The organism is Flagellimonas sp. L-11 (assembly GCF_056857735.1).
The window spans coordinates 19,298-32,205 of sequence record NZ_JBSXNR010000051.1; the positions used below are offsets into that span (position 1 = coordinate 19,298).

At 41.8% G+C, this 12,908-nt stretch carries 13 protein-coding genes; 5 read left to right on the forward strand and 8 right to left on the reverse strand.

Annotated features, from left to right (window positions below; genetic code table 11):
* Positions 1-97 precede the first annotated feature (97 nt).
* Genes gldG through AC13CC_RS07920 form a run of 4 tightly spaced genes read right to left on the reverse strand, consistent with a single transcriptional unit; the run spans position 98 to position 3,626 of the window.
* Positions 98-1,762 carry a gliding motility-associated ABC transporter substrate-binding protein GldG gene (gene gldG, locus AC13CC_RS07905; protein WP_482876454.1) on the reverse strand — a complete coding sequence of 555 codons (1,665 nt, stop codon included), beginning with the start codon at positions 1,760-1,762 and terminating at the stop codon, positions 98-100.
* A complete protein-coding gene (gene gldF / locus AC13CC_RS07910) occupies positions 1,762-2,493 on the reverse strand; it encodes a gliding motility-associated ABC transporter permease subunit GldF (RefSeq protein ID WP_326279939.1) in 732 nt (243 codons plus the stop codon). Before gldF ends, gldG begins: the two co-directional genes overlap by 1 nt.
* On the reverse strand, positions 2,493-2,795 hold the full coding sequence (locus AC13CC_RS07915; RefSeq protein WP_326279940.1) for a putative quinol monooxygenase: 303 nt from the start codon (positions 2,793-2,795) through the stop codon (positions 2,493-2,495). Before AC13CC_RS07915 ends, gldF begins: the two co-directional genes overlap by 1 nt.
* The gene (locus AC13CC_RS07920; protein WP_482876451.1) at positions 2,796-3,626 is read right to left on the reverse strand and encodes an SAM hydrolase/SAM-dependent halogenase family protein; all 831 of its coding nucleotides are present in this window, start codon (positions 3,624-3,626) and stop codon (positions 2,796-2,798) included. It lies immediately after the preceding gene.
* A gap of 119 nt (positions 3,627-3,745) precedes the next feature.
* Between AC13CC_RS07920 and AC13CC_RS07925 the strand changes: the two genes are divergently transcribed.
* The 5 genes from AC13CC_RS07925 (at position 3,746) to acs (ending at position 9,790) form a co-directional block, all read left to right on the forward strand.
* Complete coding sequence (locus AC13CC_RS07925) at positions 3,746-4,705, forward strand: PhoH family protein (protein WP_326279944.1); 960 nt, start codon at positions 3,746-3,748, stop codon at positions 4,703-4,705.
* Positions 4,706-4,718: 13 nt separating this feature from the next.
* Entirely contained in the window at positions 4,719-5,666 is a 948-nt protein-coding gene (locus tag AC13CC_RS07930; protein WP_482876449.1) for a phosphoribosylaminoimidazolesuccinocarboxamide synthase, read from the forward strand.
* A 146-nt stretch (positions 5,667-5,812) separates the two neighbouring features.
* A complete protein-coding gene (locus tag AC13CC_RS07935) occupies positions 5,813-6,076 on the forward strand; it encodes a DUF4212 domain-containing protein (protein WP_326279947.1) in 264 nt (87 codons plus the stop codon).
* Positions 6,077-6,104: 28 nt separating this feature from the next.
* Positions 6,105-7,820: a sodium:solute symporter family protein gene (locus AC13CC_RS07940; RefSeq protein WP_482876447.1), complete on the forward strand. Its 1,716-nt coding sequence runs from the start codon at positions 6,105-6,107 to the stop codon at positions 7,818-7,820.
* A gap of 62 nt (positions 7,821-7,882) precedes the next feature.
* The gene (gene acs / locus AC13CC_RS07945) at positions 7,883-9,790 is read left to right on the forward strand and encodes an acetate--CoA ligase (RefSeq protein ID WP_482876445.1); all 1,908 of its coding nucleotides are present in this window, start codon (positions 7,883-7,885) and stop codon (positions 9,788-9,790) included.
* 26 nt (positions 9,791-9,816) lie between these two features.
* Here acs and AC13CC_RS07950 read toward each other — a convergent pair whose 3' ends face one another.
* The 4 genes from AC13CC_RS07950 to AC13CC_RS07965 all read right to left on the reverse strand — a co-directional run.
* Positions 9,817-10,443 carry a 3'-5' exonuclease gene (locus AC13CC_RS07950; RefSeq protein ID WP_326279953.1) on the reverse strand — a complete coding sequence of 209 codons (627 nt, stop codon included), beginning with the start codon at positions 10,441-10,443 and terminating at the stop codon, positions 9,817-9,819.
* Positions 10,444-10,469: 26 nt separating this feature from the next.
* Positions 10,470-12,389, reverse strand: a complete 1,920-nt coding sequence (locus AC13CC_RS07955) for a DUF294 nucleotidyltransferase-like domain-containing protein (RefSeq protein WP_326279954.1) — start codon at positions 12,387-12,389, stop codon at positions 10,470-10,472.
* Positions 12,390-12,561: 172 nt separating this feature from the next.
* Positions 12,562-12,750 carry a hypothetical protein gene (locus tag AC13CC_RS07960; RefSeq protein ID WP_326279956.1) on the reverse strand — a complete coding sequence of 63 codons (189 nt, stop codon included), beginning with the start codon at positions 12,748-12,750 and terminating at the stop codon, positions 12,562-12,564.
* A gap of 40 nt (positions 12,751-12,790) precedes the next feature.
* On the reverse strand, positions 12,791-12,908 hold a 118-nt coding region (locus tag AC13CC_RS07965; RefSeq protein WP_482875575.1), incomplete at its 5' end, for a transposase.

Here is a 12,908-nt window from a genome sequence, read left to right on the forward strand (position 1 = left end):
GCTCTTTTAGCAGATTTCCCTTCAAAAAGGGCGTATAAAATCAATAAAAACAAATATATCCCAAATGGATTTAGCAGAGAAACAAATTTATCAACAGTTAGGCGGTAAACTTACGCTTTCTGTAGTAGCTGAAAAACAGGCCGAACAACAAGGTTAAAACAACTGGCAATCCAATGTTTACAAGCTGCCACTTGGTTTTGTGTTCTGCTATTTTTTTGACATCCAAGAGCGGGATGGACACTTTCTTGTTCCGAATGTTAATAAGCCCACTATTGTCTAACAGGTAATTTGTGCTGTTCACCAAGAATTCCTTGTTGCCATAAAAGCTGTTGGTCCATTTATCGTAACCCAATTCCAAGGGTCTGCCGTTGCGTAATTGGTTTTTGATGATGTCCCCATCCGAAATTACGATCATTTTGTTTTCGGGGCCTTCTTCCATCGTGTTTTGTAGCTTCAATGGTTTTACCCTGTTCTGGTACATGGATGTGAAATTGCCCTCGATCAAAACGGCCAACGGTTGTTTTCCGTTGTTATATAATTCTCGATCGGGCTGTTGGTTGATCATATCCAAACTCACAACTCTGGGTATTCCATCGGTTTTGGAAAGCGGAGAACTCTGCAACAGGATTGTCTTCTCATAATCGTTTTCCAAAACGTCCATCGGGCTAGCAAACTGAAATCGTACCGCCTCAATATTTGTGTTGATGGGATGATTGTTCTGCGAAAAAACCATGGGGTAATAAAACCAGGGTAAGGGATTGTATTGCGAATCGTTTCCTTCGCCCGTAGCCAAAACTATTTGAGTGAAATAAAGGTCGTTCACCAAAACAGGATTGATTCTAACCCCGTATTTAAAGAACATATCCTTTAAATTCAAATCTCTGGGGACAGCAATGGCTTTTCCACCGCCAGCATAAATGCTGTCCATTTCCATATTTACTTGGTCCATCATCCAAATGGATTTACCTCCTTGAACCATATATTGGTCCATCACATATTTTTCTTGGTCGGTAAATGCCTCCGTTGGCTTTGCAATGATGGCCAAATCAAACCCTTTGAGTTGATTAAAAACGTTTTGCGGATCGCTGGACACTGAATCTAACGTAATGGCGCCAATGTTGTAATAATCACGAATGGTGGTTAAGTAATCCGCAATAAAAATATCATCCAGTTCGCCATTTCCTTTGATGACGGCAATGCTCTTTTTCTCTTCAATGCTGAGTTTGGTAAAGGCATCTGCAAAGGCATATTCCAATTGTTGTACCGAATTGTTGATGCGCTCCTCTGCCGTAGAGCCCAATTTATTCTTCAGCAATGGTACTTTTACGGTCTGGTCGTTGTAATTGACTATGGCCCAAGGGAAAACCAGCTCATTGGAAACCTTTCCGTTTTCCTCTACGGTAACATTGGCGGGCTGTAACCCCAAGCTTTGCAATTGGGCAATCGTTTCTTCTGGATCTTCGCTGTCCTCCAAAGGGTCCACCAAATTATACTTGATGTTGCTGTTTTTTGACCCGAAGGATTCCAATAATTGAACGGTTTCCGTTTTGAGTTTAGAGAACTCTGCAGGAATGTTGCCATCCAACAACACATCCACAATAACGGGTGTTTCAAATTTTTGAGCCACCGCTACGGCAGGCTCAGAAATGGTATATCTTTTATCTTCGGTAAGGTCAAAACGGGTGTACACAAAACTGGCCAATAGGTTGATGACCACCACGGCCACAATCACTTTTACTATGGATACAAAAAACTCCCCCATTACCTTGGCAATTGTTTTAAACGTTGAAAAGTGAGATACAAAAACAATAATGTCAATGAGATAAAGTAGACCAAATCTCGGGTATCTATCACGCCTCTTGCAATGCTATCAAAATGCGATTTTGCCCCCAATTCTTGAATGGTTTGTTGGGTTTCTCCGTTCGAAAACAAGGAAGAAGCTGCATCAAATCCATTAAAAATCAGAAAACAGACCAAGACCCCAACTAAAAAAGCAATGATTTGATTATCCGACAGCGTAGAAGCAAATATCCCGATGGAGGTATAGCAAGCCATCAAAAATAGCAATCCAAAGTAAGAGCCCAATACCACCCCGAGGTCGTAATTGCCCTCTACCATGCCCAATCCTGAGATGGCAAAAACATATACTATGGTCGGAACCACGGCAATGACACACAAAAGGAAGGCTCCCCAAAATTTACCGACAACCAATTTCCAGATAGAGATGGGTTTGATCAACAATAATTCGAGAGTGCCCATTTTACGCTCTTCGGAAAAACTTTTCATGGTAATGGCGGGCACCAAAAAGATAAAAATCCAAGGAGCCAGTAAAAAGAAGTTGCTCAAATCGGCAAAGCCGTAATCAAAAATGTTGTATTCGCCCTTGAACACCCACAGAAAAAGTCCATTGAGCAGTAAAAACGAACCTACGATTAAATAACCGATGGGCGATGTAAAAAAGGACCGTACCTCTCTCTTAAAAATTGCGAACATTAAGATGGGTTTGTTGATTGAATTTTATGAACACTCCAAGCTTCGGGCTTACCGGAGAACAATTTTTTTGTATTGCTCCACACCCTTTTGAAGAAATCGGAATTTCTATAATTTTCCAGATGCGATTCCGTATCCCAAAAACTATAGGTGAAAAAAATATTGGAATTAGTAATGTCTTGATATAACTCTACCATATTACATCCTTCAAAAGCCAAGATGCCATTTTTCGATTCTTCAAAGATTCGCTCAAAACTAGCAATATTTTCGGGTTTAAAAGTCAGTTTTACAATGCGTATCAACATTTACAGGAAATTTATGGTTACGGTATCCCTGTAATTCAGTCCAAGCAGGGAGGAAGCCCCCCCAACGGAATTCAGATCACTTTTGTAAATGGCAAGCTCTATGTAACCCGCAGAGTTGAACAGGGCCAAGGCATCGCCCGGACCTTTGCGTTGGTTTCGCTCTAAATTATAATTGATGATGCCATTATAGCTTTGATGCACTTGCCGTATTTTGGTGGTCCGTGCAATGATTTCAAAATCACGCCCGCTTCGGTAAGCTTCAAACAGGCTTTTCTGAATATTTGTGACCACGTTTCCGTAGTTATCAATATATATAACGTTACCTGTAATGGTTTTGCCTTCGTTGCTGATTCGTGGTTCAAAATCACGTAGCTCTTTCAAACGTTCCAAAGGTTTGCCAATTACCTCCAACTTACCGCCACGCGCAATATGGCAGGCTACTTGAACAAATATGTTAAGAACGGGAAACGAACCGGATTCGGCATTGGGTATATTGATTTCCACGACTTTTTCGGGTTCCACTTCAGAAGTTATCAAGGAAATAACCCCGCTATTGGCACTTACAAAATAGTGCCCGTCCACCTGCACTACAATATGCTCGTTTTCTGGCGAAATTTCCGAATCGACCCCAACTATATGGACCGTTCCCTTTGGGAACGATTGGTAGGCATTTTTAAGGATATAGGCACATTCCTGAATGTTAAAAGGACTGATAGCATGTGAAATATCAACAACGGAAATATCGGGGAGATTGCTCAGTATTGCCCCTTTCACAGCACCCACAAAGTGGTCCTTATATCCAAAATCTGTAGTCAAGGTTATTATGGCCATGCAATACTGTTGATATGTTTTTCCGTGTTCAAATTGATTTTTAGTTAAGTTTGTTTGTAAAATTAGTCAAAAAAGAAAGAATAAAATTCTTCAAAAACAACTGTAACACCACACAATTTTTGAACGAACTTGTAATTGAACTTACGGAGATTAGCCCCCAAGAATTTTTTGGGCAACAAAATGCCAATATTGAGCTGCTGAAAAAATATTTTCCAAAGCTTAAGATTGTGGCACGGGGGAACAAGATAAAGGTATTCGGCGATGAAGAACTTTTGGAAGAGTTTGATAAGCGCTTCGATGAGTTGACCAGTCAGTTTGCCAAATACAACAAGCTGGATGAGAACATGATCGAGCGGATACTCACCAGTACCAGCAAAGCCGATTATACCTCATCTTCAAGCAGTGGAGATGTTTTGGTACATGGGGTGAGCGGCAGGTTGATAAAAGCCCAGACCGCTAACCAACGACGTTTGGTAGATGCCTGCAAAACGGATGATATGGTCTTTGCCATTGGCCCTGCGGGAACGGGAAAAACCTATACAGGAGTAGCTTTGGCCGTAAAAGCCTTAAAAGAAAAGCAGGTAAGGCGCATAATCTTAACGCGTCCTGCGGTAGAGGCAGGAGAGAACCTTGGTTTTCTGCCGGGCGACCTTAAGGAAAAGCTGGACCCGTACATGCAACCTTTGTACGATGCCCTTAGGGATATGATTCCTGCTGAAAAATTGGAAAAATACATTGAGGACGGTACCATACAAATTGCTCCGATGGCCTTTATGCGCGGTAGAACGTTGGACAATGCTTTTGTAATCTTGGACGAGGCACAGAATACTACCCATGCTCAAATGAAGATGTTCCTGACCCGGATGGGCAAGAATGCCAAGTTTTTATTAACGGGCGATCCAGGGCAGATTGATTTGCCAAGAAGGGTAATATCAGGGCTTAAAGAAGCTTTGCTTATTTTGAAGAATGTGGATGGCATCAGTATTATTTATTTGGACGATAAAGATGTGATCCGACACAAATTGGTGAAAAAGGTGATTGATGCCTATCAAAATATAGAGCACCAGAATCAATTCTAACATAATTATGGGAATGAATACGCTAATGTCCACGGATTTCAATTTTCCTGGGCAACAATCTGTTTATAAAGGAAAAGTAAGAGAGGTTTATACCTTGGAAGATGATATTTTGGTGATGGTGGCCACGGACCGTTTGTCCGCCTTTGATGTGGTAATGCCAAAGGGAATTCCTTATAAAGGTCAAATATTGAATCAAATAGCCACCAAAATGATGGAGGCCACAGCGGATATAGTTCCCAACTGGTTGATGGCGACTCCCGACCCCAACGTCACTGTGGGCAAAGCTTGTGAACCATTTAAAGTGGAAATGGTAATCAGAGGATATATGTCCGGCCACGCTGCCCGTGAATACAAAGCAGGAAAAAGATTGTTATGCGGTGTTCCAATGTCCGAAGGGATGAAGGATAACGATAAGTTTCCGGAACCCATCATCACCCCAGCAACCAAAGCCGAAAAAGGAGATCATGATGAAGACATTTCCAAAGAAGATATTTTAGAGCGAGGTATTGTTTCCAAAGAGGATTACGAGGTCTTGGAAAAATATACACGGGCCCTTTTTCAACGCGGAACCGAAATAGCGGCCAAAAGGGGACTTATTTTGGTGGATACCAAATATGAATTCGGTAAGACCAAAGACGGGAAAATCGTATTAATCGATGAAATCCATACCCCCGATTCATCACGATATTTTTATGCCGATGGGTACGATGAGCGCCAAGCCAAAGGCGAACCCCAAAAACAATTGTCCAAGGAATTTGTGAGACAATGGCTTATTTCCAATGGTTTTCAAGGCTTGGAAGGGCAATCGGTTCCCGAAATGTCGGACGAGTATATTGAGTCGGTTTCCAACCGATACATTGAGCTTTTTGAGAATATTACAGGAGATACTTTTGTGAAAGCAGATGTTACCAATTTTCAGGAACGAATCTTAACAAATGTAAAAGCATATTTGTCAAAATAACCGCCAAATACTTGTTATCTAACCAATAATCAAAAGGGAGTTCTGTGAATTCCCTTTTTTTTGTTGCTTGTTCATTCATAATTGTTGAATCTAATTTGATATATTCATACCGCACAATTTTGAATAACTAAACCAACCAATATAACATGTCAGAAAAACAAAAAAAGGCCACCGCCTATTGGAAAGAGAACCTAAGATACTTGGTCATTCTTTTGATGATATGGTTTCTGGTTTCCTACGGAGCAGGAATCCTTTTTAAAGATGCTTTGAACAACATTCGTATGGGCGGATTTAAACTCGGATTTTGGTTCGCACAGCAAGGAGCCATCTATGTGTTTGTCATCCTCATTTTTGTCTACGTACGCCTAATGAACAGATTGGACAAGAAATACGGCTACGACGAGGAATAAATCAACCAACTGAATAAAACCACAACTAATGAATGATGTACAAATTTGGACCTATGTACTGGTCGCACTATCCTTTGGACTTTATATAGGGATTGCCATCTGGTCTAGAGCCGGTTCAACAAAAGAATTTTACGTAGCTGGTGGAGGGGTTTCCCCATTGGCCAACGGTATGGCTACGGCAGCGGATTGGATGTCAGCGGCCTCTTTTATTTCCATGGCAGGAATTATTTCTTTTGCAGGGTATGATGGTGCCGTGTATTTAATGGGATGGACAGGTGGCTATGTGCTTTTGGCACTGCTGTTGGCACCCTACCTGAGGAAATTTGGAAAGTTCACGGTGCCCGATTTTATCGGAGAGCGTTACTATTCCAAAACAGCCCGTGTTGTGGCGGTCATCTGTGCCCTTATCGTTTCCTTTACCTATGTGGCCGGCCAAATGCGAGGTGTAGGCATTGTGTTTTCACGATATTTGGAAGTTGATATCAATACAGGTGTTGTTATCGGAATGGTAATTGTGCTGTTCTATGCCGTACTCGGTGGAATGAAGGGGATCACCTATACCCAAGTGGCACAATATTGCGTTTTGATATTCGCCTTTATGGTGCCCGCCATTTTTATTTCCATTCAGATGACAGGAAACCCAATTCCACAACTTGGTTTTGGCGATACCTTATCCGATGGTTCTGGAACTTATCTTTTGGATAAATTGGACGGTTTATCTGAAGAACTCGGTTTTGCAGCCTATACCGATGGTTCAAAAAGTACGATTGATGTGTTTGCCATTACCTTGGCTTTAATGGTGGGCACTGCAGGATTACCTCACGTAATTGTTCGCTTTTTTACCGTAAAAAGAGTGCGCGATGCCAGAAAATCTGCAGGTTTGGCCCTGTTGTTTATCGCTATTTTGTATACCACAGCACCGGCAGTTGCCGTATTTGCAAGAACAAATCTCATTGAAACCGTTAGCGGTAAAGAATATGCCAATATGCCTGAATGGTTCAACCGATGGGAAAAAACAGGATTGATAGCCCATGAAGATAAAAATGGAGATGGTAAGATTCAGTATGTTGCCTCGCCAGAAGTAAACGAATTGACGGTTGATCGGGATATTATGGTATTGGCCAACCCTGAGATAGCCAATTTACCCGCATGGGTCATTGGTTTGATTGCCGCTGGTGGACTGGCAGCAGCTTTATCTACCGCAGCAGGACTGTTATTGGTGATTTCCTCCTCGGTTTCCCACGATTTGATCAAGAACGTACTTAAACCGGACCTTTCGGAAAAAGGAGAACTTTGGGCAGCTCGGATTTCTGCAGCCCTTGCCGTTGTTGTTGCGGGGTATTTCGGTATCAATCCGCCAGGCTTTGTGGCGGCTGTGGTTGCCCTGGCTTTCGGTCTTGCTGCGGCATCGTTCTTCCCGGCCATTATTTTAGGGATTTTCTATAAAAAAATGAATAGTAAAGGCGCCATTTCCGGAATGGTCGTGGGTCTTTGTCTAATGCTTTTCTACATGCTGAAATTCAAATTCGGAATTTTTGAAGGAGGAAAAGAAGCTGTCGCTGGCCTACAGGAAAGTTGGTGGTTTGGTGTTTCGCCCGAAGGTTTTGGAAGCATAGCCATGCTGGTCAATTTTATCGTTGCCATCGTAGTGAACCTCTTTACCGCCGAGCCGCCCGAAGAGGTACAAGAAATTGTTGAGAACATCCGCGTTCCCAACCAAGCAGGTGAGGCAATAGATCATTGAAATGACTCTGAAATTGCACTCTTTTTCCTATTTTTAAGCCGCATAAAAATTTATCAAACCCAATGAGTAACTACCACATCAAACATTTGGAAGAATATTTTCAAGTCTATCGCAAATCCGTTAGAAACCCCGAAGGATTTTGGGAAGAAATAGCCGAAGAACACTTTCACTGGCGTAAAAAATGGGATTCAGTTTTGGAATGGGACTTTACCAAGCCAGAGATCAGTTGGTTTAAAGGAGCCAAGCTGAACATTACCGAAAACTGTATTGACCGCCATTTAAGGATTCGAGGTGATAAAACAGCCATCCTTTTTGAACCCAATGACCCTAATGAAGAAGCAGAACATATTACATACAGCCAACTTCACGAACGCGTTTGTAAGTATGCCAATGTGCTTAAGGAAAAAGGTGTTGAAAAAGGGGACAGGATAGTTATTTATTTGCCTATGATTCCTGATTTGGCCATTGCACTTTTGGCCTGTGCACGAATCGGAGCCATTCACTCCATTGTTTTTGCAGGATTTTCATCAACGGCATTGGCAACCAGGATCAATGATTGTGGTGCCAAAATGGTACTTACTTCCGACGGTTCTTTTAGGGGAACCAAGGTTATCGACTTAAAATCCATTGTGGACGAAGCTTTGGAAAGCTGTCCAGATGTTGAGACCGTACTGGTAACCAAGCGTACGGGTGGTGAAGTAACTATGAAAGAAGGGCGCGATATCTGGATTCAGCCACTTTTGGATAAGGCATATTCGGATTGTGTCCCCGAAATTGTGGATGCCGAACACCCATTGTTCATTTTATACACCTCAGGTTCAACAGGCCGCCCCAAAGGAATGGTGCATACCACCGGGGGATATATGGTTTATACCGCATATACCTTTAAAAACGTATTCCAATACCGCGAAGAAGATGTGTATTGGTGTACGGCAGATATTGGTTGGATTACGGGGCACTCTTACATTGTGTATGGGCCATTGGCCAATGGAGCGACTACGGTAATGTTTGAAGGGGTACCGTCTTACCCAGATTTTGGACGATTCTGGGATGTAGTGGAAAAACACAAAGTAAACCAGTTTTATACTGCTCCTACGGCAATTAGGGCCTTGGCCAAGGAAAACTTGGACTTTGTTACCAATCACGACCTTTCCAGCTTGAAGGTTTTGGGAACTGTTGGAGAACCTATCAACGAGGAGGCATGGCATTGGTACAACGACCATGTGGGTGAGAAAAAATGCCCTATTGTGGATACGTGGTGGCAAACTGAAACAGGGGGTATCTTAATTTCTCCCATACCATTTTCCACACCCACAAAGCCAACATACGCCACCTTGCCCATGCCGGGAATTCAACCTGCGCTAATGGATGAAAATGGTGAGGAAATCAAAGGGAACCAAGTAGATGGAAGATTGTGCATCAAATACCCATGGCCATCCATCGCCAGAACCATTTGGGGCAATCACCAGCGTTATAAAGACACGTATTTCTCAGCTTTCAAAGGAAAGTATTTCACAGGGGATGGAGCTTTGAGAGATGAGGTCGGTTATTACCGAATTACCGGTAGGGTAGATGATGTCATCATTGTCTCCGGTCATAATTTGGGTACCGCACCGATTGAAGACGCCATTAACGAGCACCCGGCCGTAGCAGAATCTGCAATTGTTGGATTCCCGCACGAGATTAAAGGAAATGCCTTGTATGGGTACATTATTTTAAAAGAAACCGGGGAAACCCGTAACCGTGATAACCTGAAAAAGGAAATCAATCAATTGATTACCGAACATATTGGACCGATTGCCAAACTGGATAAAATCCAGTTTACCGAAGGACTGCCCAAAACACGAAGTGGCAAGATCATGAGGAGAATCCTTAGAAAGATTGCTTCCAAAGACACCAGTAATTTGGGGGACACTTCAACCTTGTTGAATCCAGAAGTGGTGGACAACATTATAAAGGAAAGCCTTTAAATGAATTCTAAATAAAAAGGGTCTTCTTATTTTTTAAGGAGATCCTTTGTTTTTTTGGGCTTCAATTTTTCTACAATTCTTAAAAATGCAATGGCAGTGATAAAGGCATCGCCCAAAGCCGTATGCCTATCCTTTCGTGAAATACTGAACTTTTTGGCCAAATCATCAAGGGAGTATCTTTCTTTTTTTTGAACTACGGTAGATACCAACAATGTTCTGATGTAGAGTGATTCGGTATCCAAAGTTTTGTTTTTGAGCTTGGGCAGCCCATTTCTTTTTAGGGCAGCGTTGATCATGTTCACATCAAACATAACATGGTGCCCCACCAAAATATGATTTTTGGCATAAACCAGAAACTGCTTTAAGGCATCAAGCTCCGAGATGCTGTCCTTTTTACTTTTCTTTAAAATCCCATGAATTTCAGCACTTTCCGAATCATAGTGTTCCTGCTGAACGTATATTTCAAAACTATCTTTTACCACTATATTGTTGTCCAATAATTTTAAAGCACCAATACACAACATTCGGTCTTTGATTAAGCTAAAGCCTGTTGTTTCCGTATCCAGCACCACAAAAGTATTTGCATGGATATCATCTGGAAGCTTTTCTTTGAAATGCTCCTCGTACTCCCACCAAAAATCGGGAAGTTCCAAAGGTTTCTTTTTGGAAAAGGGCCACATCAGCGCAACATATTTTTTACCTGGAACCTTACCTCAATCAAAGATTGGATCTCTTTTACCGTTTTAAAAGTTCGCTTTAGTTTGATTTTCTCCTCCTTGTTCAATTTATCCAAAGCAATATACCGACCCGAATCGTTGTGCAACAGCCCCTGTCTTGTTCTGAACTTGAGCAAAGCTTTGCTGGCATAGGAACACGCAAGGTAAAGTTCTTTGTTGTTCGGTTCCAGTTCTGCCAACTTTTCGTAACGCTCAGCAGTGTTGTTTATGGATTTGATGGAATGTGACAATATAAGTACCCTAGCGGCATCAATAATGGGCATAAGGACACGTAATTTTAAATCAAAAAAATCTTTGTGTGCTCCATCCTGTTCCACCAAAAAATCCCTAAAAAAACCTGATGGCGAAGGATTTTGCAAGGCACCACTGGCCAAATGGGTAAAGAATTGCGGATAATGGTTGGCTTGGTCAAAAATACTTATGGAAAGCTCATCCGCGAGTGATTTATCGCCGTAGGTTACATTATAATCAAAAAAGATGGATGACAACAGTATCTCGTCCGGGCCTGGATTATGAATCCAATGGGAGGTAACCTCTTTCCATTCATTCAAACTATGACACCAGGAGGGATTAAAAGCCATCATATCGGCTGGGCAATACTCAAAACCGATGGTGTTCAGCCCTTTGGAAATGCGTTCACCCAGTTTTAAAAAATATTTTCGGGTAGATTCCAACTGTTCTTCGGAAACATCTTCAAAAATAATGGCATTGTCTTGGTCGGTGTTCAACAATTGCTCACCACGCCCCTGGCTACCCATACTGAGCCACGCAAATTTTACGGGAGGTTCTTCTTCCATTTTGGTCAAGGCAATTTGTATTGCCTGCTTGGTTGATGCATCATTGAGTTCGGAAATTATTTTGGATACCAATCCCAAAGGTATATTTTGATCTAAATACCCTTGTAATAAATTCATGATGCCATGGCGAATACCCCGCAGTCTTTTGGCACTGGTTGCTCTTTTAATGGCTCGCATCAGCACAGCAGGATTGTTTCCGACCGCCACCATAATATCATGTTTGGATAAGATTCCAACTGATTTTGTATCAGTAGTGCCATCTTCCGTAAGCACCAAGTGACTGATATTGCTCTTCATCATGGCCATTTGCGATTGTGCCAACGTAAGCCCTTTAGGATAGGTGATAATGGGGGAGGACATGATTTTTTTCGCCGAAGCGGTGATGGGAAAGAGTCCCGTGGCTACTTTTTTGCGAATGTCCTTATCGGTTATGATACCAACGGGCAGGTTATCCTTTTCCACCAAAATACTGCTCACGTTGTGCTTGGTCATTTTGTTGGCTATGGTCTTTATTTTTGTGCCTTTTTTGCAAGTGATTAAATCCGTGGAATATTTTATGGGCTGTAGATCCAATATTTTATCACTAGAGTATTGATTGGAATCGCTACTGGCACCATACAATTTTCCACGATGTTTAATAGAGTAGGGGTTGCCTGTATTGGAAGCAAAGCTTTCGATCAAAAAATTTCCGATACGCTTGTTTTCGAGTGCCAAGGGCTTAAAATCCTTGATGGGAATGGCGTAGAGAATGGTCTCTTCATAAGCTTTTGCCTCCAATTTGTAGCTTTCGTTGGCCAAAAGGGGGCGAAGTCCAAAAACATCACCTTCGTCACATATATCCAAAATTTGACTGGACCCAGCTTTGGACAATGCCACAGCACCTTTGTTTACCACATAAAAATGGGCGTGTGGACTTTCATTCTGTGAAAACACGAGGGTATTGGTTTCCTTATGGACAATTACCACTTCTACGGACAACTGCTCCAGTTGTTTTGCCTCCATAGCGTTGAAAGGAGGATAGTTTTTTAGAAAATCGGCAATGCGCTCGGAGATGGTGTTTTTCATGATAGGCTTAAATTAAGGATAATCGGAACAATTATACTGTCCAAGATAAATTAACACTGGTTACCCCCAACACCTTTATTTCCTATCGCTAGCCTTGTTATAAGCCCGTATCATAAGTATGGCCCAAACAGCAACAAGTACAATAACAACAACGGAAAACCATAAAACGATATCATTTGCTGTCATTGTCCACAAGTTTTAAGTAAATCATGACCCCTAAAAGGGTCGGTGCCCAAAGGCCAACAAATAGGCCATGTTTGGGATTTCCACTAAGGAACAAGTATTCTGCTACAAAAATGATCAATGCGCATAAAATTAGCATCAACAGATTGGCCGTTCCTAACTTTTTGAAGTAATTCATTACAAGGTTGGTTTAAATGGATCAAGACCAATTGTTGTGTTTATGCAAAAATTGTTGTTAATCTAAATAGGAAGAACTCTACATTTTTGACACCTCTAAACTGAGCCCTAAAGGCTTTTATTTTTGCATTGAAGGACTCTGCTGAAGCATTTGTACTT

Bases quoted from the DNA above. Each gene is read 5' to 3' on its own strand.
- gldG (WP_482876454.1), bottom strand. From the start codon at position 1,762: ATGGGGGAGTTTTTTGTATCCATAGTAAAAGTGATTGTGGCCGTGGTG.
- gldF (WP_326279939.1), bottom strand. From the start codon at position 2,493: ATGTTCGCAATTTTTAAGAGAGAGGTACGGTCCTTTTTTACATCGCCC.
- AC13CC_RS07915 (WP_326279940.1), bottom strand. From the start codon at position 2,795: ATGTTGATACGCATTGTAAAACTGACTTTTAAACCCGAAAATATTGCT.
- AC13CC_RS07920 (WP_482876451.1), bottom strand. From the start codon at position 3,626: ATGGCCATAATAACCTTGACTACAGATTTTGGATATAAGGACCACTTT.
- AC13CC_RS07930 (WP_482876449.1), top strand. From the start codon at position 4,719: ATGAATACGCTAATGTCCACGGATTTCAATTTTCCTGGGCAACAATCT.
- AC13CC_RS07935 (WP_326279947.1), top strand. From the start codon at position 5,813: ATGTCAGAAAAACAAAAAAAGGCCACCGCCTATTGGAAAGAGAACCTA.
- AC13CC_RS07940 (WP_482876447.1), top strand. From the start codon at position 6,105: ATGAATGATGTACAAATTTGGACCTATGTACTGGTCGCACTATCCTTT.
- acs (WP_482876445.1), top strand. From the start codon at position 7,883: ATGAGTAACTACCACATCAAACATTTGGAAGAATATTTTCAAGTCTAT.
- AC13CC_RS07955 (WP_326279954.1), bottom strand. From the start codon at position 12,389: ATGAAAAACACCATCTCCGAGCGCATTGCCGATTTTCTAAAAAACTAT.
- AC13CC_RS07960 (WP_326279956.1), bottom strand. From the start codon at position 12,750: ATGAATTACTTCAAAAAGTTAGGAACGGCCAATCTGTTGATGCTAATT.